At 70.4% G+C, this 21,928-nt stretch carries 19 protein-coding genes; 10 read left to right on the top strand and 9 right to left on the bottom strand.

What is annotated here, in order from left to right; translation table 11 throughout:
- Positions 1-9: 9 nt before the first annotated feature.
- The 3 genes from ACWGJP_RS07880 to ACWGJP_RS07870 are packed head-to-tail and all read left to right on the top strand — an operon-like array spanning position 10 to position 1,452.
- Positions 10-546 carry a MarR family winged helix-turn-helix transcriptional regulator gene (locus tag ACWGJP_RS07880; protein WP_452329202.1) on the top strand — a complete coding sequence of 179 codons (537 nt, stop codon included), beginning with the start codon at positions 10-12 and terminating at the stop codon, positions 544-546.
- Entirely contained in the window at positions 546-998 is a 453-nt protein-coding gene (locus tag ACWGJP_RS07875) for an SRPBCC family protein (RefSeq protein ID WP_452329201.1), read from the top strand. Before ACWGJP_RS07880 ends, ACWGJP_RS07875 begins: the two co-directional genes overlap by 1 nt.
- Positions 999-1,008: 10 nt before the next feature.
- Positions 1,009-1,452 carry a YdeI/OmpD-associated family protein gene (locus tag ACWGJP_RS07870; RefSeq protein ID WP_452329200.1) on the top strand — a complete coding sequence of 148 codons (444 nt, stop codon included), beginning with the start codon at positions 1,009-1,011 and terminating at the stop codon, positions 1,450-1,452.
- Positions 1,453-1,519: 67 nt separating this feature from the next.
- Here ACWGJP_RS07870 and ACWGJP_RS07865 read toward each other — a convergent pair whose 3' ends face one another.
- The 7 genes from ACWGJP_RS07865 to ACWGJP_RS07835 all read right to left on the bottom strand — a co-directional run bounded on the left by ACWGJP_RS07865 (position 1,520) and on the right by ACWGJP_RS07835 (position 9,264).
- The gene (locus ACWGJP_RS07865; protein WP_452329199.1) at positions 1,520-2,296 is read right to left on the bottom strand and encodes an enoyl-CoA hydratase-related protein; all 777 of its coding nucleotides are present in this window, start codon (positions 2,294-2,296) and stop codon (positions 1,520-1,522) included.
- Between the two features lie 188 nt (positions 2,297-2,484).
- Positions 2,485-3,366 (bottom strand): 3-hydroxyisobutyrate dehydrogenase, encoded by an 882-nt coding sequence (gene mmsB, locus ACWGJP_RS07860; RefSeq protein WP_452329198.1) that lies wholly within the window; start codon positions 3,364-3,366, stop codon positions 2,485-2,487.
- A complete protein-coding gene (locus ACWGJP_RS07855; RefSeq protein WP_452329197.1) occupies positions 3,363-4,559 on the bottom strand; it encodes an acyl-CoA dehydrogenase family protein in 1,197 nt (398 codons plus the stop codon). The genes mmsB and ACWGJP_RS07855 overlap by 4 nt, the downstream gene beginning before the upstream one ends.
- Before the next feature lie 23 nt (positions 4,560-4,582).
- Entirely contained in the window at positions 4,583-6,100 is a 1,518-nt protein-coding gene (locus ACWGJP_RS07850; RefSeq protein WP_452329196.1) for a CoA-acylating methylmalonate-semialdehyde dehydrogenase, read from the bottom strand.
- Positions 6,101-6,192: 92 nt separating this feature from the next.
- Positions 6,193-7,341 carry a phosphotransferase family protein gene (locus tag ACWGJP_RS07845; RefSeq protein WP_452329195.1) on the bottom strand — a complete coding sequence of 383 codons (1,149 nt, stop codon included), beginning with the start codon at positions 7,339-7,341 and terminating at the stop codon, positions 6,193-6,195.
- The gene (locus ACWGJP_RS07840; RefSeq protein WP_452329194.1) at positions 7,334-8,500 is read right to left on the bottom strand and encodes an acyl-CoA dehydrogenase family protein; all 1,167 of its coding nucleotides are present in this window, start codon (positions 8,498-8,500) and stop codon (positions 7,334-7,336) included. Before ACWGJP_RS07840 ends, ACWGJP_RS07845 begins: the two co-directional genes overlap by 8 nt.
- Positions 8,497-9,264 carry an SDR family oxidoreductase gene (locus tag ACWGJP_RS07835; protein WP_452329193.1) on the bottom strand — a complete coding sequence of 256 codons (768 nt, stop codon included), beginning with the start codon at positions 9,262-9,264 and terminating at the stop codon, positions 8,497-8,499. Before ACWGJP_RS07835 ends, ACWGJP_RS07840 begins: the two co-directional genes overlap by 4 nt.
- A 159-nt stretch (positions 9,265-9,423) precedes the next feature.
- Between ACWGJP_RS07835 and ACWGJP_RS07830 the strand changes: the two genes are divergently transcribed.
- Genes ACWGJP_RS07830 through ACWGJP_RS07815 form a run of 4 tightly spaced genes read left to right on the top strand, consistent with a single transcriptional unit; the run spans position 9,424 to position 15,015 of the window.
- A complete protein-coding gene (locus tag ACWGJP_RS07830; RefSeq protein WP_452329192.1) occupies positions 9,424-10,575 on the top strand; it encodes an acyl-CoA dehydrogenase family protein in 1,152 nt (383 codons plus the stop codon).
- An 11-nt stretch (positions 10,576-10,586) separates the two neighbouring features.
- On the top strand, positions 10,587-11,795 hold the full coding sequence (locus ACWGJP_RS07825) for an acetyl-CoA C-acetyltransferase (protein WP_452329191.1): 1,209 nt from the start codon (positions 10,587-10,589) through the stop codon (positions 11,793-11,795).
- Positions 11,796-11,803: 8 nt separating this feature from the next.
- Positions 11,804-14,002, top strand: coding sequence for a 3-hydroxyacyl-CoA dehydrogenase NAD-binding domain-containing protein (locus tag ACWGJP_RS07820; RefSeq protein WP_452329190.1), 2,199 nt, complete (start codon positions 11,804-11,806; stop codon positions 14,000-14,002).
- Entirely contained in the window at positions 13,999-15,015 is a 1,017-nt protein-coding gene (locus ACWGJP_RS07815) for an NAD(P)H-dependent flavin oxidoreductase (protein WP_452329189.1), read from the top strand. Before ACWGJP_RS07820 ends, ACWGJP_RS07815 begins: the two co-directional genes overlap by 4 nt.
- A gap of 25 nt (positions 15,016-15,040) precedes the next feature.
- Here ACWGJP_RS07815 and ACWGJP_RS07810 read toward each other — a convergent pair whose 3' ends face one another.
- Positions 15,041-15,640, bottom strand: a complete 600-nt coding sequence (locus ACWGJP_RS07810; RefSeq protein WP_452329188.1) for a TetR/AcrR family transcriptional regulator — start codon at positions 15,638-15,640, stop codon at positions 15,041-15,043.
- A gap of 116 nt (positions 15,641-15,756) precedes the next feature.
- On the opposite strand from ACWGJP_RS07810, the gene ACWGJP_RS07805 reads away from it, so the two are divergent.
- A complete protein-coding gene (locus ACWGJP_RS07805) occupies positions 15,757-17,244 on the top strand; it encodes an aldehyde dehydrogenase family protein (protein WP_452329187.1) in 1,488 nt (495 codons plus the stop codon).
- 175 nt (positions 17,245-17,419) lie between these two features.
- On the opposite strand, the gene ACWGJP_RS07800 is transcribed toward ACWGJP_RS07805, so the two are convergent.
- Positions 17,420-18,628 (bottom strand): TetR/AcrR family transcriptional regulator, encoded by a 1,209-nt coding sequence (locus ACWGJP_RS07800; protein WP_452329186.1) that lies wholly within the window; start codon positions 18,626-18,628, stop codon positions 17,420-17,422.
- A 157-nt stretch (positions 18,629-18,785) separates the two neighbouring features.
- Between ACWGJP_RS07800 and ACWGJP_RS07795 the strand changes: the two genes are divergently transcribed.
- Together ACWGJP_RS07795 and ACWGJP_RS07790 are read left to right on the top strand one after the other, a co-directional pair.
- Positions 18,786-20,363 carry a long-chain-fatty-acid--CoA ligase gene (locus tag ACWGJP_RS07795; RefSeq protein ID WP_452329185.1) on the top strand — a complete coding sequence of 526 codons (1,578 nt, stop codon included), beginning with the start codon at positions 18,786-18,788 and terminating at the stop codon, positions 20,361-20,363.
- A 3-nt stretch (positions 20,364-20,366) separates the two neighbouring features.
- Positions 20,367-21,923 (top strand): alcohol dehydrogenase catalytic domain-containing protein, encoded by a 1,557-nt coding sequence (locus tag ACWGJP_RS07790; RefSeq protein ID WP_452329184.1) that lies wholly within the window; start codon positions 20,367-20,369, stop codon positions 21,921-21,923.
- Positions 21,924-21,928 lie beyond the last annotated feature (5 nt).

Genomic DNA, 21,928 nt, shown 5'->3' with positions numbered 1-21,928 from the left:
GGTAGAGCCGTGGCCAGACCCCGCCCCCTGCCGATCGACCCGCTCGCCGAGGCGAAGCGGCAATGGATCGCGCACGGGTGGACGGATGCCGCGGACGGCATGACCCTCGTGATATCGGTGATGCGGGCGCAGCAGCTGCTGCTGGCGAAGGTCGAGAGCACCCTCAAACCCTTCGGGCTCTCCTTCGCCCGCTACGAGGTGCTGCGCCTCCTCGCGTTCAGCAGAGCGGGCAGGCTGCCGTTGTCGAGCGTGGTGTCGCGCCTTCAGGTGCACGCCACCACCGTGACGAGCACGGCCGAGCGGCTGGTGCGCGATGGGCTCGTCGTGCGCGAGCCCCATCCTCATGACGGTCGCGCCGCGCTCCTCGCCCTCACGAACGACGGCCGCGCTCTCGTCGACCGGGCGACCACCGCGCTGAACGAGGAGGTGTTCGCCGCCCCGGGCCTGGATGCCGGAGACACCGCCGACCTCGTCGCCATCGTCGCGCGCCTGCGCAAGAACGCCGGCGACTTCATCGATCCGCGCCCGCAGCCGGATCCGCTCTGATGGCGACGTTCACCCTGGAAAGGGTCATCCGAGCCTCTCCGGCGCGCGTCTACGCCGCGTCGCTGGATCCTCAGCTGCACGTGCGCTCGATGGCGGAGCACGGCGAGACGATGATCGAGGCGCCCGTCGGCGGATCGTTCACGGAGGGCTCGACGGTCACCTGGCGGGCTCGCCATTTCGGCATCCCCTTCCGGCTCCGCTCGCTGGTCTTCGATCTCGACCCGCCGCACGGCTTCCGCGACCGACAGATCGCAGGGCCGTTCCGCTCTTTCCTCCATGAGCACGCCTTCGAGGCCCACCCGGAGGGCACTCTCATGCGCGACACCCTCACCTTCCGCTCTCCGTTCGGTCCGATCGGAGCACTCGTCGACCGCCTGTTCATGGCCTCGTACATGCGCCGGCTCATCGAGAAGCGGAACGAAGTGGTGGCCGGCGAGGCGGAGGCGGCGTAGCCTGACGGCCATGAGCGAACTGCGCCTGCACACCGTCCTCGAGGGCCACGGCCCCGCAGCCGCGATCGTCCTCACCGACGAGCAGGTCGCATCCCTCGACGCGGGCAAGGCCTTCCCCGTCGTGGTCGAACTGCCCGGCCGCAGCATCCGTCTGCGGCTGGCGCGCATGGGAGGGCTGAATCTCATCGGCTTCAGCAAAGCTGCGCGCGCCGAGGCGGGCGTGGAGATCGGCGACGAGGTCGATGTCGTCATCCGCGTGGACAGCGCAGAGCGCGAGATCGAGATCCCGCCGGCTCTCGCGGAGGCCCTGGCAGCGGATGCCACGGCGAAGGCGGCGTTCGAACAGCTGGCCCCCTCCAAGCGCAAGGAGATGGCCCGCCAGATCGCCGAGGCGAAGGGCGAGGACACCCGCGCGCGCCGCCTCGAGAAAGTGCTCGCCGCGCTGAGCGCCTGAGCTGCCGCGAGGCCGCATGAACTGCCCGCCGCACGCCTGACCCGCCCGCTGCGCGAGAGGTCCTCGGTCAGCGGTTCTGGAACTGCGGCGCCCTCTTCTCGCGGAACGCGGCCATGCCCTCCTTCTGGTCGGCGGTGTCGAAGAGCGCGGCGAAGGCCTGCTTCTCATGCGCGAGGCCCTCGGCGAGGCTCGTCTCCATCGCGGCATCCAGGGCCGCCTTGGCGGCGTACAGGCTGGGAAGCCCCTTCGCCGCGATCGTCTCGGCGAGCGCGCCGGCCTCGGCGAGGAGCTCGGATGCCGGAACGATCCGCGACACGAGCCCGGCGCGCTCCGCCTCCTCGGCGCCCATCATGCGTCCCGACAGGACGAGCTCGGCCGCCTTGTAGTAGCCGACCGCACGGATCAGCCGCTGCGTCCCCCCCATGCCGGGGATGACGCCCAGATTGATCTCCGGCTGACCGAAGGTCGCGGTGTCGGCGGCGAGGATGATGTCGCACATCATGGCGAGCTCGCACCCTCCGCCGAGCGCGAAGCCGCTGACGGCCGCGATCACCGGGGTCCGCACGGCGGCGAAGTCGTTCCAGGCTCCGAAGTGGTCGGTCGAGAGCATCTCGGATGCCGTCATCGACGCCATCTCCTTGATGTCCGCGCCGGCGGCGAACGCCTTCTCCGAGCCGGTGACGACGATCGCGCCGATACCCTCGTCCTCGTCGAAGGCCACGGCTGCGGCGGTGACCTCCTCCGCGACCTGGGCATTGAGGGCGTTGAGCGCCTGCGGGCGGTTCAGCGTGATCCATCCGACGCGTCCGCGCCGCTCGATCAGGATCGTCTCGTATTCGGTCATCGATGACTCCTCACGTCGGGAACAGTCTGCCGCACGCATCGGACATGCTCTCGGGGACTCCGCTTCGACAAGGCTCAGCGGGCTCCTCCACACAAGCTCCCTGAGCCTGTCGAAGGGAAGCGCTTTGACAGGCTCAGCGAGCTCAGAGGAACAGGCTCAGCGAGCTTGAGAACCCGGGCTCAGGGAACTCAGGAGGCCCTGATGTCGGTGATGATCCCGGAGAAGTCGCGCGCGGCCCCATCCCCGGCGGCGAACGCCGCGTACAGCTCCTGGGCGAGGCGGCCCATCCTGGCATCCGTCGATGTCTGCTCGATCGCCTGCAGGGCGAGCCCGAGGTCCTTGGCCATCAGCGCACCGGCGAACCCCGGCTGGTAGTCCCTGTTCGCGGGGCTCGTCGGCACGGGGCCGGGCACCGGGCAGTTCGTCGTGATCGACCAGCACTGGCCCGACGCCTGCGAGACGACGTCGAAGAGCGCCTGATGCTCGAGCCCGAGCCGCTCCCCCAGCACGAACGCCTCGGCGACGGCGATCTGCGAGACCGCGAGGATCATGTTGTTGCACACCTTGGCCGCCTGACCGAGGCCCGGTCCTCCGCAGTGCACGATCCGCTTCCCCATGGCCTCCAGCAGGGGCAGTGCCGCGGCGAAATCCTCCTCGGATCCGCCGACCATGAAGGCGAGCGTGCCGTTCTCCGCGCCGACGACTCCGCCAGACACGGGAGCGTCGATGTTGCGATGCCCCGCGGCGATCGCCAGCCCGTGCGCGGTTCTCGCCTCCTCCACGGCGATCGTCGACGACTCGATGAACAGCGTCCCTGGCCGGGCCGCAGCGAGCAGCTCCTCGCGGTAGGCGGCGATGACGTGGGCGCCTGCGGGGAACATGGTGATGACGACGTCGGCGTCGGCGACGGCATCCGCTCCGGAATCAGCGACGGGGATGCCCGCACCGCGCGCGGCCTCGAGCGCGGCGGGCACCACGTCGAAGCCGTGCACCTCATGCCCCGCCTTCACGAGGTTCACCGCCATGGGCAGGCCCATGTGACCGAGGCCGAGGAACGCCACCCTGGTCATGATGCGCTCCGCAGCGCATCGCGCCCGCGCTGCAGCGACGCCGACCCCGCCGGCCTCAGCATCTCGCGCCCGACGATCAGGCGCATGACCTCGTTCGTGCCCTCCAGGATCTGGTGCACGCGGAGATCCCGCACCACCTTCTCGATGCCGTAGTCCTGCAGATATCCGTAGCCGCCGTGCAGCTGCAGCGCCCGGTTGGCGACGTCGAATCCGGCATCCGTCGCGAAGCGCTTCGCCATCGCGCATCGCATGGCGGCATCAGGGGCCCGCTCGTCGACGGCCTGTGCGCCGTCGACGACCATCAGCCGTGCCGCGTGCAGCTCGGTGCGCATATCGGCGACGGCGAACAGGATGGACTGCTTCTCCGCCAGCGGCTCGCCGAACGCGACCCGCTCGTGCACGTACTGCACCGCGCGATCCAGGGCCCACTGCGCTCCGCCCAGCGAGCACGCCGCGATGTTGAGCCGTCCGCCGTTGAGGGCGGACATCGCGATCGCGAACCCCTGGCCCTCGTCCCCCAGCATCGCGGATGCCGGAACGCGCACGCCGTCCAGGATGACCTGCCGGGTGGGCTGCGCATGCCAGCCCATCTTCTTCTCCGGCACACCGAACGAGAGACCGGCGGCATCGCCGGGGATGAGGAACGCGCTGATGCCGCGCGCACCTGGTTGTCCGGTTCGCGCCATCACGATGTACACGCCGGCTTCGCCCGCCCCCGAGATGAACTGCTTCACCCCGGTGAGGACATAGTCCTCGCCCTCGCGGACCGCGCTCGTCGCGATGTTCGCGGCGTCGGACCCGGCACCCGGTTCGGTGAGGCAGTAGCTGCCGAACTGGGCCATGGCGGTCAGCTCCGGCATCCACCGCTCGCGCTGAGCCTCGTCGCCGTAGGTGTCGATCATCCACGCGACCATGTTGTGGATCGAGATGAACGCGGCGATCGTCGGATCGCCCTTGGCGAGCTCCTCGAAGATCGCCACCGTGTCCGAGCGGCTGAGGCCCGTGCCGCCGAGGTCCTCGCGCACGTAGATGCCGCCCAGCCCCAGCTCGCCCGCGCGGTGCAGAGTCTCCCGGGGGAAGAGGTGCTTCTCGTCGCGCTCTGCGGCGAAGGGGGCGAGCTCGGTCTCGGCAAACTCCCGCACCGCCTGCAGGATGGCAGCGCGCTCCTCCGTCGTGGTCGTGGTGAGTGTCATGGTGTCTCCTTGTGGGATCGGCCTCAGTGCATGGTCGGGATGACGAAGCTCGCCCGCGGCTCGGCGGGCACCGCGAGCGGGTCGTGGCGGAACCAGCGGCTCGTGACCGTCTTGGTCTTCGTGTAGAAGCGGAAGGCGTCAGCGCCGTGCTGGTTGAGGTCCCCGAATCCCGAACGCTTCCAGCCGCCGAAGGTGTAGTAGGCGATCGGCACTGGGATCGGCACGTTCACCCCGACCATGCCGACCTCGACACGGGCGGCGAAGTCGCGCGCGGTCTCGCCGTCGCGGGTGAAGATCGCCACGCCGTTGCCGTATTCGTGCTCGGATGCCATCCGCAGCGCCTCCTCGTAGTCGGCCGCCCGAGCGATCACGAGCACGGGTCCGAAGATCTCCTCGCGGTAGATCGCCATGTCGGTGGTGACGTGATCGAACAGGGTCGGTCCGAGGTAGAAGCCGTCCTCGAAGCCGGCGACGGAGAAGCCGCGGCCATCGGCGAGGAGGGTCGCACCCTCGTCGACGCCCTGCTGGATGTACCCCTCGACGCGCTCGACGGCGGCACGGCTGACGAGGGGGCCGTAGTCGACGTCCGGCGAGAGCGCCGGCCCGACGCGCAGCCCTGCGACACGCTCCGCGAGCCTGGCGGCGAGCGCGTCCGCCGTGTCCGCGCCGACCGGGACGGCGACCGAGATCGCCATGCACCGCTCGCCCGCCGAGCCGTAGCCGGCACCGATGAGGGCGTCCACGGCCTGATCGAGGTCGGCGTCCGGCATCACGATCAGATGGTTCTTCGCGCCGCCGAAGCACTGCGCCCGCTTGCCGTGCGCGGCCGCGGTGGCGTAGATGTGCTCGGCGATGGGCGTGGATCCGACGAAGCCCACCGCCGAGATGCGGTCGTCCTCGAGCAGGGCGTCGACGGCCTCCTTGTCGCCGTGCACGACGTTGAGAACGCCGGCCGGAAGGCCCGCCTCCAGGAACAGCTCTGCCAGGCGCACGGGCACCGAGGGGTCGCGCTCACTGGGCTTGAGGACGACGGCGTTGCCGGCGGCGAGCGCGGGCCCCGCCTTCCACAGCGGGATCATCGCCGGGAAGTTGAACGGCGTGATCGCCGCGACGACGCCGAGGGGCTGACGCATCGAGTACACGTCGATTCCCGCGCCGGCCCCGGTGGAGTACTCGCCCTTGAGCAGATGCGGCGCTCCTGCAGCGAACTCGATCACCTCGAGGCCGCGCTGGATGTCTCCCCTGGCGTCATCCACGGTCTTCCCGTGCTCGCTCGCGAGGAGCTCGGCGAGCGGCGTCATCTCGCGCTGGACGAGATCGAGGAACCGCAGGAGCACGCGCGACCGCTTCTGCGGGTTGGTGGCAGCCCACGCGGGCTGCGCGGCCGCGGCGTTCGCGATGACGCCTCTGACCTCCTCGTCGGATGCCAGCGGAACCCGCGCCTGAACAACGCCCGCGCTCGGGTCGAACACGTCGGCGAAGCGTCCACCGCTGGGGGTCCAGAGCGAACCGCCCACGAAATGGGGAATGGTACGAGTCATTGTGCGACATCCCTTCGCGCCGTCGTTGGCACAAAGGGAGTCTACTCCGCCCCTCGATTATTTACGAGGACATCCTACTATTCCGATGCGGATCAGGATGCCGCAGCATCCGCCGCCGCGCGGAGCAGGGCGGGCACACCGGCCTCGAGGGCCGGTCCGAAGTCATCGCCTGGCCGCTCGCCATCGAGCCAGCGTGTGTAGATCGCTTCGCAGAACACCGCGGCCTTCCACAGTGCGAGGGCCTGGTACCAGGCGAGCGCAGAGACGTCCGCACCCGTGCGATCGACGTACCGGGCGACGAGCTCCGCGCGGCGCGGGAAGCCCTCACCCCTGGTCACCGGGGTCAGTTCGAGCGGCGTCGGTGCGGCATCCGGATCGGCATAGGTGGCGATGAAGTACCCGAGATCCGCGAGCGGGTCGCCGAGCGTCGCCATCTCCCAGTCGAGGATCGCCTGCACGTCCGCCTGACCCGCACGGCGGAACATGAGATTGCCGATGCGGTAGTCGCCGTGCACGACGGAGGCCCGATGCGACAGGGGGAGGTTGTCGCGCAGCCACTCCGCGAGCCGGTCGACCCCGGAGAGCGACCGCCGCGACACGGTCGGCCACAGCGACGCGAAGCGGTCCACCTGCCTGGCGAGGTACCCATCCGGACGGCCGAGGGTCGCGAGCTCGCCGTCGCGCACGTCGAGCGCGTGCAGGTCGGCGAGGGCGTCGACGGATGCCGTGGCCAGCGCCCTCCTGCCTGCGGGCTCGTCCAGCCGCACCGGCATCCGATCGGTGACGACGTCACCGTCGAGGTGCTCCATGATGTAGAACGGCGTACCGAGCACGCCGTCGTCCTCGCAGACCGCGAGGATCCGCGGCACGGGGACGCCCGCCCGCCCCAGCGCCTGCTGCACGCGCGCCTCGCGGAGCATGTCGTGCGCAGAGGGCGGCAGCGGGGGCCGCGGGCCACGGCGGAAGACGAAGCGCTCCTCGCCGCGGGCGAGGAGGAAGGTCGCGTTCGACTGGCCCTCTCCGATGCGGGCGGCGGTGAGAGGTGTGGTGGCGCGCTTCGACAGGCTCAGCGAGCCGGAAGGGCTCAGCAGGGCATCAGGGGTGGCGCGCTTCGACAGGCTCAGCGAGCCGGAAGGGCTCAGCAGGCTATCTGCCAAGTACTCCTCCAGCGCCTCGAGGACGAGAAGCGGCGGATGCGTCAGGCCCTCCGCCTCCGCGCGGGTCGTCACGATGTCACGCATCCGACACCTCCCGCGCTCTCGCCTTCGCGGCACGGCGCGCGATCGCCCAGCGGTGCGTCTCGCTCGACCCGTCGTAGATGCGGAACGGACGCACCTCGTTGAGGTACTGGATGAGCGGCAGACCCGAGCTCACCCCGTCGCCGCCGCACAGCTGCACCGCACGGTCGATGACGCGGTAGACGGCCTCCGAGCAGTGCACCTTCGCGATCGAGGAGAGCGCGGCTCCCGCCCTGGCATCCGACTCGAGCGCGGCGGTGGCGCGGTCGATCACCGCCGCCGAGGTCTCGATGTCGATGACGCTGTCGGCGATGAGCGCTTGCGCGAGGCCGAGATCGGCCAGCCGCGCGCCGAACAGCTCGCGGCTGTTCGCCCGGTCGAGGGCGATGTCCAGCGAACGCCGCGCGAGCCCGAGCCAGCGCATGCAGTGCGTGAGACGCGCAGGGCCCAGCCGCACCTGGGCGTACCGGAAGCCCTCGCCCGGTGCGCCGAGCACCTCGGCGTCCGGCACGAAGACACCATCGAAGCCGACGTGCGGATGGCCCCCGGCGATCGCCGCCTCGATCGTCCTGATCGAGGGCCCCACGCGCACGCCGGGGGCGTCCAACGGGGCGAGCAGCATCGTCGCGCCGGCCGGATGCCCGTCCACGGCATCCGTGCGCGCCATCACGATCGCGAAGGCCGCCCCCTCGGCGCCGGAGATGAAGCGCTTCTCGCCCGTGATCCGCCAGCCTCCGTCTACCCGCTCCGCGTGCGTGGTGAGGGCGTCCGGGTCCGAGCCCGCACCGGGGTGCGGCTCCGTCATCGCGAACGACGAGCGGATCTCGCCCGCCACGAGCGGACGCAGCCAGCGCTCCTTCTGCTCCTCGGTGCCCACGACCTCCAGAAGACGCATGTTGCCTTCATCCGGGGCCGAGATGTTCAGCACCGCAGGACCGATCGGGGAGTAACCGGCCTCTTGGAACACGGGCGACCAGTCCGTCAGCGCGAGGCCGAGTCCGCCGTACTCGACCGGGACGTGAGGGGCGTACAGACCGGCCTCCTTCGCCTGCTCGCGGAGGGACGCGAGAACGGCGGGAGCCAGCTCCTCGCCCCAGCCCGGCTCGGCGGGGATCACCGTCTCACGGATGAATGCGCGCGTCCTGGCGACGAGGTCGTTCATGCTGTTCCTCCCGCGTTCCCGAGACCGCCGTCGAGGGTGAGGACCTGGCCGGTCACCCAGGACGACGCATCCGACGTGAGATACGCCACGGCATCCGCGACGTCCTCCGGCGCACCCAGCCGCCCGAGCGGATAGGCGGAGGCGACCTCCTCCTCGCGCCCCTCGTACAGCGCGCGGGCGAAGCGGGTCTTGACGACGGCCGGCGCCACCGCGTTCACGCGCACACGCGGTGCGAGCTCGACGGAGAGCGTGCGGGTGAGGTGGCTCACCGCAGCCTTGCTCACGCCGTACCAGCCGATGCCCGCAGACGGGACGTCGCCGGTGACGGAGGAGAGGTTCACCACCACCCCGCCATGCGGACCGTCGCCGAGGCCCGCGCGCACCGCCTCCTGCGTCCAGGCGAGCGTTCCTATGACGTTGACCTCGAGGATCTTGCGCGCAGCGTCCAGGTCGAGATCGACGAGCGGGCCGTACACGGAGTTGATGCCGGCGTTGTTGACGAGGATGTCCAGGCCGCCCAGCTCCTCGTCGATCCTCGCCAGGACGGCGGCACGGTGAGCGGGGTCGTCCGCGCCGCCCGCGACGGCGATCGCACCGTCGGGAAGCGTCGCCAGCGCCTCGTCCAACTGCTCGCGGCGGCGGGCGGTGATGCAGACCGTCGCGCCGTCGGCGGCGAGGCGCTGCGCGATGGCGAGGCCGATGCCCCGGCTGGCGCCGGTGACGAGCGCGATGCGCCCGTCGAGCGGTCGCGTGGAATCCGACATGGGATCTCCTTCGATCAGTCGAGTTTGTCTAATCCTGATTAAACTTTCGCCTCGAGGCAACCCCTGAAAGCGAGATTCCGCATTCACTTGACCTTGCCGATTTTGAATGCATAATAAAAACTGTGACCGCGAAGGAGCGGCCGGGAGACGGGAGCGGCGATGGCGCTGACACGGGATCTGTTCGACGAGGACCACGAGGAGTTCCGACGCATCGTGCGGGACTTCGTCGAGGCGCAGGTGCGCCCGAACGCCGAGCGCTGGGACGCCGCCGGGGTCGTCGACCGCGAGCTGTTCACCAGGGCAGCGGAGGCGGGCATCCTCGGCTTCGGCATCGACGACGCATACGACGGAGGCGGATCGGACGACTTCCGCTTCAACGTCGTGCTCGCCGAGGAGCTGGCCCGTGACCCCGTCTCTTCGGGGATGGCGGGCATCGCCCTGTCGAACGACATCACCATCCCCTACTTCACCGAGCTGACGGACGACGCGCAGAAGCAGCGCTGGCTGCCCGGCATCGCCGCGGGCGAGCTCATCACCGCGATCGCGATGACCGAGCCCGGCACCGGCAGCGACCTCTCCGGCATCCGCACCTCGGCCGTGCGCGACGGCGACGACTACATCGTCAACGGCTCGAAGATCTTCATCTCCAACGGCCAGAACGCAGACCTCGTCGCCACCGCGGTGCGCACCTCGCCCGATCCGCACAAGGGACTCAGTCTCCTCGTGATCGAGCGCGGCATGCCGGGCTTCAGCCGCGGCAAGAACCTCGACAAGATCGGGCTGCACGCGCAGGACACCAGCGAGCTGATCTTCGAGGACGTCCGCGTCCCCGCCGCCAACCTCCTCGGCCCCGAGGGCGCCGGCTTCCCCGGTCTCATGCGCAACCTGCCTCAGGAGCGCCTCTCGATCGCCGTGGGGGCCGTGGCCTCCAGCGAAGGCGTGCTCGCGCGCACGCTCGCCTACGTCACCGAGCGCACCGCGTTCGGCAAGCCGGTCGGCTCCTTCCAGAACACCCGTTTCGAGCTCGCCGAGATGACGACGGCGGTGGCCGCGAGCCGCGCCTACGTCGACCAGGCCATCCGCCAGCACATGGCAGGCACGCTGAGCGCCGCGGACGCCGCGGCGGCGAAGTTCCTGACCACCGAGCAGTACGTCGACGTCGTCGGCCGCTGCCTGCAGCTGCACGGCGGCTACGGGTACATGAACGAGTACCGCATCGCGCAGGACTACAAGGATGCGCGGATCACCACCATCTACGGAGGCACGACGGAGATCATGAAAGAGATCGTCGGCCGCGACCTCGGCCTGTGAACGGAGAAGACATGTCTGACGCATTCATCTATGACGCCGTGCGAACCCCGCGAGGGCGCAACAAGGGCGGATCGCTGCACACCATCAAGCCGGTCGACCTGGTCGTCACCCTCATCGATGCCATCCAAGAGCGCAACCCGAGCCTCGACGCGAGCGGGATCGACGACATCGTGCTGGGCGTCGTCTCCCCCGTCGGCGAGCAGGGCGGCGACATCGCCCGCACCGCGGCCCTCGTGGCGGGGCTGCCCGAGACGGTCGCCGGCGTGCAGATCAACCGCTTCTGCGCCTCCGGCCTGGAAGCGGTGAACCTCGCCGCGCAGAAGGTCGCCTCCGGATTCGAGGACCTCGTGCTGGCCGGCGGCGTCGAGTCGATGTCGCGCGTGCCGATCGGCTCCGACGGCGGCGCCTACGCGCAGGACCCGACCACCGCCTACGACAACTACTTCGTCCCGCAGGGCATCGGGGCAGACCTCATCGCCACGATCGAGGGCTTCAGCCGGGAGGATGTCGACGCCTTCGCCGCTCGCTCCCAGGCCCGCGCCGAGACCGCCTGGCAGGAGGGTCGCTTCGCGCGCTCGATCGTCCCCGTGCGCGACATCAACGGCGTCATCGTGCTCGACACGGACGAGCACCGCCGCCCCGGCTCCACCGTGCAGAGCCTCGGCCAGCTTCCCGCGAGCTTCGCCGCCGTCGGCGAGCAGGGCGGCTTCGACGCCGTCGCGCTGCAGAAGTACCACGCCGTGGAGCGGATCGACCATGTGCACGGTCCTGGCAACTCCTCCGGCATCGTCGACGGCGCTGCCCTCATGCTGATCGGCTCGCGCGAAGCGGGCGAGGCAGCCGGCCTCACGCCACGGGCGCGCATCGTCGCCACCGCGGTCACGGGCTCCGAGCCGACCATCATGCTCACCGGACCCACCCCCGCGACCCGCAAGGCGCTCGATCGCGCAGGGCTCGACGTCTCGGACATCGACCTGTTCGAGCTCAACGAGGCATTCGCCGCCGTGGTCCTGAAATGGCAGAAGGACCTCGGCATCCCGGACGACAGGGTCAACGTCAACGGCGGCGCGATCGCGCTCGGGCATCCGCTCGGTGCGACGGGCGCGATGATCCTGGGGACGCTCCTGGACGAGCTGGAGCGCAGGGATCTGAAGAGGGGCCTGGCGACGCTCTGCGTCGGCGCGGGCATGGGCATCGCGACCATCATCGAGCGGGTGTGAGGGAGAACATGAGCACTGCAACCGAGACGTACACCGGCTACGCGTGGGCGGAGGATGCCGATGGCATCGTCACCGTGACCATGGACGACCCGGACTCCGCCGTCAACACCATGAACCCGCACTTCGTCGCGGCGCTCGCGGCGACCGTCGACCGACTGGAGGCCGAACGGGACGACATCGCAGGCGTCATCCTGGCGTCGGCGAAGAAGAGCTGGTTCGCGGGCGGAGATCTGAACCTGCTGCGCGCGGCCGACCCGGCCAAGGCCGAGGAGGAGACCGCGCACATCGAGCACGTGAAGTCGCTGCTCAGGCGCCTCGAGAAGCTCGGCCGCCCGGTCGTGGCGGCCCTCAACGGCACCGCGCTCGGCGGAGGGCTCGAGGTGGCCCTCGCCGCACACCACCGCATCGCAGCGTCCGACGCGAGGGGGGCGCAGTTCGGGCTCCCCGAGGTGTCGCTCGGGCTGCTCCCCGGTGGCGGCGGGATCACGAGGACCGTGCGGATGCTGGGCATCCAGAACGCCCTGCAGAAGGTGATCCTCCCCGCGACGCGGTTCGGCGCGGCGGACGCGCTCGAGGTGGGGATCGTCGACGAGATCGTGCCGCTGGCCGAGCTCGACGCCGCGGCGCGCGCGTGGATCGCCGCGAACCCCGCTCCGGTCAAGCCGTGGGACGAGAAGGGCTTCCGCCTCCCGGGCGGCGCGCCGTCGTCCCCGTCGGTCGCGGCGATGCTCCCCGCCATGCCCGCGCTGCTGCGCAAGCAGCTCAAGGGCTCGCCGATGCCCGCGCCGCGCGCGGCGATGGCAGCGGCCGTCGAGGGCGCCTATGTGGACTTCGACTCGGCATCCACCGTCGAGACGCGCTACCTCGTGAGCCTGACGCACGGCCAGGTCGCGAAGAACATGATCAAGGCGTTCTTCTTCGACCTCCAGGAGATCAACGCGGGCGGCAGCCGCCCATCGACGGGGGCCGGGGGCGAACCGCTTCCGAAGTACACCGCGACCAAGGTGGGCGTGATCGGCGCCGGCATGATGGGCGCCGCCATCGCCTATGTCTCGGCGAAGGCGGGCATCGACGTCGTCCTGAAGGACGTCTCCGTCGAGGCCGCCGAGAAGGGCAAGGACTACGCGCGGAGCCTGGAGGAGAAGGCGCTCGCCAGGGGCAAGACCACGCCCGAGAAGTCGGAGGCGCTGCTGGGACGCATCTCGACGACCGGCGACCCGGCGGACTTCGCGGGTGTCGACTTCGTCATCGAGGCGGTCTTCGAGTCGGTGCCGGTCAAGCAGGGCGTGTTCCAGGAGATCGAGGACGTCGTCGAGGCGGATGCCGTGCTCGGCTCCAACACGTCGACCCTGCCGATCACGCTGCTGTCAGAAGGCGTGAAGCGCCGGAGCGACTTCATCGGCATCCATTTCTTCTCACCCGTCGACAAGATGCCGCTCGTCGAGATCGTGCGCGGCGAGAACACCAGCGACGAGGTGCTCGCGAAGACGTTCGACTACGTGCAGCAGATCCGCAAGACGCCGATCGTCGTGAACGACTCGCGCGGCTTCTTCACCTCACGGGTGATCGGACGGTTCATCGCCGAGGCGGTGGCCGCGGTGGGCGAAGGCGTGGAGCCGGTGTCCGTCGAGCAGGCGGCCCTGCAGGCGGGATACCCGGCCGGGGCCTTGCAGCTGCTGGACGAGTTGACCATCTCCCTGTCGCGCAAGATCCGGTTGGAGACGCGCGCCGCCGAGGAGGCCGAGGGCGGCGTCTGGGTTGAGCACCCATCCGAGGCCGTCATGGACTGGATGGTCGAGGACGTCGACCGCCCTGGCCGCAAGGCCGGCGGCGGCTTCTACGAGTACTCCGAGGACGGCCGACGGACAGGAATCTGGCCAGGGCTCCGCGAGAAGTACGGCTCCGGCCGGACGGTGCTGCCGCTGAAGGATCTGCAGGAGCGGATGCTGTTCGCCGAGGCGCTGGACACCATCGATTGCCTCGACAAGGGCGTGCTCACCTCGGTGGCGGATGCGAACATCGGCTCGATCTACGGCATCGGATTCCCCGCGTGGACGGGCGGGGTGCTGCAGTACGTGAACCAGTACGAAGGGGGCCTGACCGGCTTCGTCACGAGGGCGCGCGAGCTCGCGTCCACCTATGGAGAGCGCTTCGAGCCGCCGGCGTCGCTGGTGGCGAGGGCGGAGAACGGGGAGGAGTACCTGTGAGCACCGCATCCCAGCTCGCCGAGCCTGTCGAAGCGTCCGCGCCGCGCCTGCGCACCCGCTTCACGGAGGCGCTCGGCATCGAGCATCCGATCGTCCAGGGCGGGATGATGTGGGTCGGTCGGGCGCCGCTCGCCGCCGCCGTCTCGGAAGCGGGAGGCCTCGGCATGATCACGGCCCTCACCCAGCCCACGCCCGCCGATCTCGTCGCCGAGATCGAGCGCGCCAGAGCACTCACCGACAAGCCGTTCGGGGTCAACCTCACGATCCTGCCGTCGATCAACCCGCCGCCGTACGACGAGTACCGGCGCGCGATCATCGACGCCGGCGTGCGGATCGTCGAGACGGCGGGGTCGAGCCCCGAGCCGCACATGGAGATGTTCCGGGATGCCGGAGTGAAGGTCATCCACAAGTGCACCTCGGTGCGGCACGCGCTCAAGGCGCAGGCGGTCGGGGTCACGGCGGTCTCGATCGACGGCTTCGAGTGCGCAGGGCACCCGGGCGAGGACGACGTGCCGGGCCTCGTGCTGATCCCTGCGGCGGCCGACGCGCTGGAGATCCCCTTCATCGCCTCCGGCGGCTTCGCGGACGGACGCGGCCTCGCGGCCGCCCTCGTCCTCGGCGCCGACGGGGTGAACATGGGGACGCGCTTCATGTCCAGCCAGGAGTCGCCCATCGCGCAGGTCGTGAAGGAGCGGATCGTCGCGGCATCCGAGCTGGACACCAACCTCATCTTCCGGAGCCTGCGCAACACCGCGCGGGTGGCGAAGAATGCGGTCTCCGACGAGGTCGTGCAGATCCTCGCAGACGGCGGGACGTTCCCCGATGTGCAGCCGCTCGTCGCCGGGGCGCGCGGGCGCAAGGTGTTCGAGGAGGGCGACCTCGACGCCGGCATCTGGACCGTCGGTCAGGTGCAGGGCATCATCCGCGACATTCCCACCGCCGGTGAGATCGTGCGCCGGACGGTGGCTCAGGCGCACGCGACGCTGCGGGAACGGGTCGGTCTGTTCGCCTAGACGGCGCCCTTCGCCCGGCCCGCGCTCAGGGGCGGGCGAAGGTGCCGAAGCGCACCATGTCCTGGGTGCCGCGCACGAGGTCGTCGAGTGAGCGCGTACGCGGGTTCCACCACTCCACCGCCCAGTTCATCGAGCCGAGCAGCAGCAGCCGGAAGACGTTGATGTCCACGCCGTCGCGCAGCTCACCGGCATCCTGCGCCGCGCGGAACAGCGACAGCCACAATCGGCTGTACGCCCCCTCCTCCGCGGCCGGCCGCACGCGCACATGCTCGGGCACCTGCCCTGCGTTGCGGACGGACGCCGTCGTGTAGTCCGAGATCTGCAGCTCGTAGCGCAGATGCGCATCGACGGCGGCGAGCAGGCGCTCCCGCGGGGTCGCCTCGGGGAGCGCGGCGAGGACCTCCTCGACGTGGGCGCGCACGCGGTGGGCGCCCGCCCACATGACCTCTTCGACGAGATCGTCGCGAGACGCGAAGTAGTAGTAGATCGCCGGCGCCTGCACTCCGGCGACCTCGGCGACGTCGACGAGGCGCGTGCCTGCGTAGCCCTTGCGGCTGAGGACTTGCGCCGCCGCATCGAGGATGCGCTGACGCGTGCGCGCGGACTTCGACGTCTCGGTGACCATCCCCGCATTCTAACCGGGATTCGAAAATCTTCCGATACCCCTTGCCCGACGCCCGAGAAGGGCCTAATGTGAATCATCATTCACTTCTCCTCAATGACGAGCGAAGGACCCCCACCATGAGCACGATCATCGAAGGCCCTGCAACCCCGACGTTTCCCGCCCGCGATCCGCGCGACGGCGCCGTGATCTCCGAGCATCCGCTCGAAGACGCCGCCCGCGTGGCCGACCGCGTCCGCATCGCGCAGGACGCCGCCGCATGGTGGAGGGCGCAGGGCTTCGACGGACGACGCCGGACGCTCGCCGCCTGGCGCGCCGCCATCGCGCACGGCGCCCAGGATCTCGCCGAGGTAATCTCGCGCGAGACGGGCAAGCCGGCGGGTGACGCCCTGCTCGAGGTCATGCTCACCCTCGGACACCTGGAGTGGGCGGCGAAGAACGCGAAGAAGGTGCTCGGAAAGCGCGGCGTCAAGGCCGGGCTGGTCAACTACAACCAGAAGGCGACGCTGCGCTACGAACCGCACGGCGTCGTCGGCGTCATCGGGCCGTGGAACTATCCGCTGTACACGCCGATGGGCTCGATCTCCTACGCCCTCGCCGCGGGCAACGCGATCGTCTTCAAGCCGAGCGAGCTGACCCCCGGGACCGCCCGCTGGATCGAGGCGCGGTGGAACGAGGTCTGCCCGCAGCCCGTGCTGCAGGTCGCGACCGGCGACCGCGAGACCGGGGCCGCGCTGGTGCGCTCGGGCGTCGACAAGGTCGCCTTCACGGGGTCGACCGCGAGCGCGAAGCGGGTCATGGCCGCGTGCGCGGAGACGCTGACGCCGCTCGTCGCCGAGTGCGGCGGCAAGGACGCACTCCTCGTCGCCGCGGATGCCGATCTGGACGCCGCCGCGGACTTCATCGTGTTCGGCGCGATGGGCAACGCCGGTCAGACCTGCGTGGGGGTCGAACGGGTCTATGCGGTGCGGCAGGTGCACGCGGCACTCGTGAGCAAGGTCGTCGAGCGGGCCAAGGCCCTGACGGATGCCTCGTACGGACCCATGACGCTGGCGAGCCAGAGCGACGTCGTCGCCGGGCACGTCGCGGATGCCCTCGCACGCGGCGCTCGCGCCGAGCTCGGCGGAGCGGACTCCGTGACGGGGCGCCGGATTGCGCCCGTCGTGCTCACCGGCGTGCCGGAGGATGCGGATGCCGTCCGGCACGAGACCTTCGGCCCGACCGTCGTCATCAACGCCGTGGCCGATCTCGACGAGGCCGTGGCCCGTGCGAACGCGACCGAGTACGGGCTCGGGGCGGCCGTGTTCACCCGCAGCGCGGCGACCGGGGAGTCGGTGGCGGCGCGCCTGAGGGCCGGCGTCGTCACGATCAACTCGGTCCTCGGCTTCGCCGCGATCGCCGCACTCCCCTTCGGCGGCGTCAAGGGCTCTGGCTTCGGACGCATCCACGGCGCCGACGGCCTGCGCGAGTTCAGCACCCCGAAGTCGGTCGCGCGGCAGACCCGCAAGGCGGCGCTGAACCTGCTCACGATGAACCGCACCGAGAAGGACATGCACCTCGTCGCGAAGATGATCCCGATGCTGCACGGCCGAGGACCCGCTCGCTGAGTCTGTCGAAGCGGGCGGACCCGTCCCCCAGAGCTCGCTGAGCCTGTCGAAGCGGGCTCCCTTCGACAAGCTCAGGGAGCGGGAGGGCGAAGCTCAGGGAGCGAGAGGGTGAAGCTCAGGGAGCGGGAGGGCGAAGCTCAGGGAGCGCGAGAGTCGCCGACGCGCGCGGACACCGTCAGCGGATGCCGAGCACCGACTCGACGAGGCCGGTGAGGCGCACCGCCGCCGCCTCATCGCGCTCGGCGAGCAGCGGGACCTCGTCCGCGACGACGCCGAGACCCGCGTGCACGAGCACCGCCGCCTCCTTGCCGCCCAGTTCCGGCCGCACCGCCTGCAGCAGGGCCGTCCAGTCGGCGATGTGCGCCCGCTGCAGCGAGCGCAGCCGACGCTGCTCCTCCTGCGCGAGGTTGCCGAGCTCGGAGAAGTACACCCGCATGAGCGCAAGGTTGCGGAAGGAGTGATCGACGTATCCTCGGCACAGCCGCCGCAGAGCCTCCTCCGGCGTGGTCGTCGACTCTCGCGCGCGCAGGACGGCGTGGTCCAGGGCGACGGAGCCCCGGTCGCACGCGGCGACGAGGATGGCCGGCTTGCCGTCGAAGTGCCGGTAGATGCCGGAGGGCGTGAGGTCGACCTCCACGGCGATGTCCTCGATGGTCACCTCGTTGTAGCCCCGCGCGGCGAACAGCCGGATCGCCGAGTCGATGAGCTGCTCTCGCCGACGCGTCGCCGGCTCCTCTGGCACGGCAGGCGGAGCATCCCCGATCGATTCGAACTCCGCAGGATCTGCATCGAGCACCCGCCAGGCGGCGTCCTTCAGCAGCACGCGCAGCGTGCGGGCGGCGATCGCGGTGCGGTGGGCGGTGATGCTCGCCACGACGCTGAGCGCCGCGAGGATGAGGAAGCGCCGGTCGGCGTCATCGACACCGGGCCGGTACACGCGATGCGGCCGCTCGAACCTCTCGCGCAGCAGCACGAAGCGGGCGGTCAAGCGCTCCCGGTCGGGCCGGTCGAGGTAACGCCCCTCCCAGCGGTAGATGCCGCCCGTCGCCCTCAGCTCGATGGTCGTCTCGATCACGGCATCCAGCAGCGCGTCCAGTGCCGCCCTGGCATCCGACACCGACTCCACAGGCGAGGCGCCCGCCTCCTCCGTGTCGTCGATGAGACGGTCGGCGAGCGCGAAGGCGCACCGCAGGAACAGGGCGTACTTGTTGGGGAAGTGCCGGTACAGCGCGGGAGCGGAGATGCCGACGGCCGCGGCGATGTCCTGCATGCCGACGACGTGGTAGCCGCCGGAGGCGAAGGCGAGCGCCGCGGCCTCCTCGATGCGCTGCTTGCGGTCCCGCGGACGCGTGCGCGCCGCCTGCGGTTCAGCGTCGTCGACCATGACGCAGATCCTATCCCGCACCGCGATCCTGACGATCGCCGCATGTGAATCTTGATTAACAAAAGTCGTGACATCCGGCCGCGCCCCTGGCATAGTGGAGCCAGGCCCAGCCGCGAAGACGCGGCAGCATACGACGACGTACGAGAGGGACCACACGATGTCAGACCCGACCCAGACGGCCATCCCCGCCGCGGCACGCCGGAACCACTGGATGAACCAGGTCGCCACCCACGCCGTGATGAAGGCGGACCAGGCGGCGTTCCGGTTCCTCGGCGAGACCACCACCTGGGCGCAGGCGCACGAGCGCACCCTCGCGTTCGCCGCGGCCCTCGCCCGCCGCGGCGTGAGCTCGGGCGACCGGGTGCTGCTGCTCACGCTCAACCGACCCGAGGTGGTGCTCAGCGTCTTCGGTATCAACACCCTCGGCGCGATCGCCGTGCCGATCAACATCCGCCTGACGCCTCCGGAGATCGCCTACATCGTCGACGACGCAGACGCCGACGTGCTCATCGTCGAGGGCCCGCTCGCCCCGCTCGTCGGCGCCGTCGCCCAGGTCACCGACCGCATCCGCCGCGTCATCGTGATCGGCGAGGCAGGCGACGGGCAGGAGTCCTGGGCCGACCTCGTCGCGGAGGACCCGGCCGACTTCGAGGCGCCGGACGTGCCGGAGGACACCACGGCGCTCATCATGTACACCTCGGGCACCACCGGGCGACCCAAGGGCGCGATGCTCGACCACATCAACCTGTTCTCCCAGGCGATCACCTGCATCCGCGCGAACAACGTCGTCGACGAATCCGACATCGCGTTCATGACCGCGCCGCTGTTCCACATCGCGGGCCTCGGCTCGATCGCGCCGAACTTCATCATCGGCATCCCGACCGTGATCCACCCCCTCGGGGCGTTCAACCCGACCGAGCTGCTCGACGCCTGGGAGCGCGAGCGGGCCACGATCGTGTTCAACGTGCCGCAGCAGTGGCAGGTCATCTGCGCGGACTCCTCGATCGCCGGGCGCGATCTTCGCCTGAGGATCATCAGCTGGGGCGCCGCGCCGGCATCCGACACACTGCTCCGCACGATGTCCGATCGCTTCCCCGGCGCGCTCAACGTCGCCGTGTTCGGACAGACGGAGCTCTCCCCGATCACCTGCGTGCTGCGCGGCGAGGACTCGCTGCGCAAGCTCGGCTCGGTCGGCAAGCCCATCCCCACTCTGCAGGTGCGGGTCGTGGACGACGAGGGGAACGACGTCGCCCCCGGTCAGGTCGGCGAGATCATCTACCGCGGCCCGAACCTCATGAAGGGCTACTGGCGCAAGCCCGCCGAGACGGCGGAGGCGTTCGAGGGCGGCTGGTTCCACTCCGGCGACCTGGTCCGCCAGGACGAGGAGGGCTTCGTCTGGGTCGTCGACCGGAAGAAGGACATGATCATCTCCGGCGGTGAGAACGTCTACTGCGCAGAGGTCGAGAACACCCTCGCCGCGCATCCGAAGATCCTCGAGATCGCCATCTACGGCCGCGAGGACGAGCGCTGGGGCGAGGTGCCCGTCGCCGCCGTGGCGCTGCGCGAAGGACAGGAGCTGACGATCGGCGAGCTGCAGGAGTGGCTCGGCGACAAACTGGCGCGCTTCAAGCAGCCCAAGGACCTCGTGATCGTTCCCGCGCTGCCGCGCAACGCCGGGGGCAAGGTCAACAAGGTCGCCCTGCGCACAGCCGACCGCGAACTCGCCCCGGCCTGATCCGTGAATGCCGCTGTAGCCGCGCTCGTCCGTGAGCGCGGCGGATCCGTCGCGCTCACGGACGTCACCGTGCGCTCGCCAGGCGAGGGCGAGATCCTCGTCCGCATCGTCGCCTCCGGCGTCTGCCCGACCGACCTCTACGGGATGGCAGGCGGTGCTGGCGAGAGGTTCCCCGCCGTGTTCGGGCACGAGGGCGCGGGGGTCGTGGATGCCGTCGGGGCGGGCGTCACCGGCCTCGCGGCGGGCGACCGCGTGGTGCTGAGCTTCGACTCCTGCGGCGCCTGCGCCGCATGCGACGGCGGCCACCCCGCGTACTGCGAGCGGTTCGCCGAACTGAACTACCGGCCCCGCTCGGATGCCTCGGCGCCGGACGGACCGGCGACGACGGGGTGGATGGCGCAGTCGTCGTGGTCGACGCTCGTCATCGCCAGGCAGACGAACGCCGTGCGCATCGGCGAGGACGTGCCCTGGGAGGTCGCCGCCCCGCTCGGCTGCGGCATCCTCACCGGCGCGGGAACGATCATCAACGTCCTGCAGCCCGGACCCGGCGACGCCCTGCTCGTGATCGGCGCGGGGACGACAGGACTCGCGGCGGTGATGGCTGCGGCGCACCGAGGCGTGACGCGGATCGCGGTGAGCGATCCGGATGCCTCGCGGCGCGCACTGGCCGTCGAGCTCGGCGCGACCGAGGCCGTCGCCCCCGGCGACGCGCTCGGCCGCTTCACGCACGCGATCGACACGGTCGGCCGGGAGGAGACCGTCGGAGCCGCCATTGCAGCTCTCGAGCCACGAGGCGTCTGCGCCACCGTGGCGCTGCGCGCAGGGGCGAACGCGATCGCCGTCTCGCAGTCGCAGCTGCTCTGGGGCAGGTCCCTGATCGGGGTGATCGAGGGCGATGCCGTCGTGCACAGGGACATCCCGATGCTCCTGGCGTTGTGGCGGGCCGGCCGCCTGCCCGTCGAGCGCCTCATCCGCCGGTACCGCTTCGACGAGGTGGCAACGGCGGTCGAGGACGTCCGCTCGGGCCGGGCGATCAAGCCGGTGCTGCGCATGGACGGGAACACCGACGAACGCGGCGACGACCCGGGCACCGATCTCATCTCGTTCGTGCGCGATGCGCGCATCCCCGCCGCCGATCTGCCAGGACTCTGGCGCTCGCTGCCCGCCGTCGCACCGGACGAACTGCGCGGTCTCTGGCGCGGGATCGGCCTCAGCCCCGCCCATCGCGCGCATCGGATGCTCGAGCGCAGCGCCTGGTTCGGCAAGCTCTTCCGCGGGGACGACGACGTCCTCCCCATCGTCTGCACGGCCGACGACGGCACCCTCTTCGCCGACGCCCGCGTGGCCGGCGGGGGTGCGAGCCTGCGCGGCGGCGAGCACGACGGCGTGCGCACCACCGCCATGGCCTATGACGGCAGACCCATCGTCGACCTGTTCACCAGGATCTCCGACGATCTTCTGCTCGGCGTCATGACGGGCCGGGATGCCGAGCACGACGGCGCCCTGTACTACTTCGCCCTCGAGAGGGTCGCCGACCGCGAGGTGGACGACCAGCACTGAACGTC

It is taken from the genome of Microbacterium sp. NPDC055903, assembly GCF_053615555.1.
This window is presented reverse-complemented; position numbering and strand designations above follow the sequence as displayed.

Bases quoted from the DNA above. Each gene is read 5' to 3' on its own strand.
- ACWGJP_RS07875 (WP_452329201.1), top strand. From the start codon at position 546: ATGGCGACGTTCACCCTGGAAAGGGTCATCCGAGCCTCTCCGGCGCGC.
- ACWGJP_RS07870 (WP_452329200.1), top strand. From the start codon at position 1,009: ATGAGCGAACTGCGCCTGCACACCGTCCTCGAGGGCCACGGCCCCGCA.
- ACWGJP_RS07865 (WP_452329199.1), bottom strand. From the start codon at position 2,296: ATGACCGAATACGAGACGATCCTGATCGAGCGGCGCGGACGCGTCGGA.
- mmsB (WP_452329198.1), bottom strand. From the start codon at position 3,366: ATGACCAGGGTGGCGTTCCTCGGCCTCGGTCACATGGGCCTGCCCATG.
- ACWGJP_RS07855 (WP_452329197.1), bottom strand. From the start codon at position 4,559: ATGACACTCACCACGACCACGACGGAGGAGCGCGCTGCCATCCTGCAG.
- ACWGJP_RS07850 (WP_452329196.1), bottom strand. From the start codon at position 6,100: ATGACTCGTACCATTCCCCATTTCGTGGGCGGTTCGCTCTGGACCCCC.
- ACWGJP_RS07845 (WP_452329195.1), bottom strand. From the start codon at position 7,341: ATGCGTGACATCGTGACGACCCGCGCGGAGGCGGAGGGCCTGACGCAT.
- ACWGJP_RS07840 (WP_452329194.1), bottom strand. From the start codon at position 8,500: ATGAACGACCTCGTCGCCAGGACGCGCGCATTCATCCGTGAGACGGTG.
- ACWGJP_RS07835 (WP_452329193.1), bottom strand. From the start codon at position 9,264: ATGTCGGATTCCACGCGACCGCTCGACGGGCGCATCGCGCTCGTCACC.
- ACWGJP_RS07830 (WP_452329192.1), top strand. From the start codon at position 9,424: ATGGCGCTGACACGGGATCTGTTCGACGAGGACCACGAGGAGTTCCGA.
- ACWGJP_RS07825 (WP_452329191.1), top strand. From the start codon at position 10,587: ATGTCTGACGCATTCATCTATGACGCCGTGCGAACCCCGCGAGGGCGC.
- ACWGJP_RS07820 (WP_452329190.1), top strand. From the start codon at position 11,804: ATGAGCACTGCAACCGAGACGTACACCGGCTACGCGTGGGCGGAGGAT.
- ACWGJP_RS07810 (WP_452329188.1), bottom strand. From the start codon at position 15,640: ATGGTCACCGAGACGTCGAAGTCCGCGCGCACGCGTCAGCGCATCCTC.
- ACWGJP_RS07805 (WP_452329187.1), top strand. From the start codon at position 15,757: ATGAGCACGATCATCGAAGGCCCTGCAACCCCGACGTTTCCCGCCCGC.
- ACWGJP_RS07800 (WP_452329186.1), bottom strand. From the start codon at position 18,628: ATGGTCGACGACGCTGAACCGCAGGCGGCGCGCACGCGTCCGCGGGAC.
- ACWGJP_RS07795 (WP_452329185.1), top strand. From the start codon at position 18,786: ATGTCAGACCCGACCCAGACGGCCATCCCCGCCGCGGCACGCCGGAAC.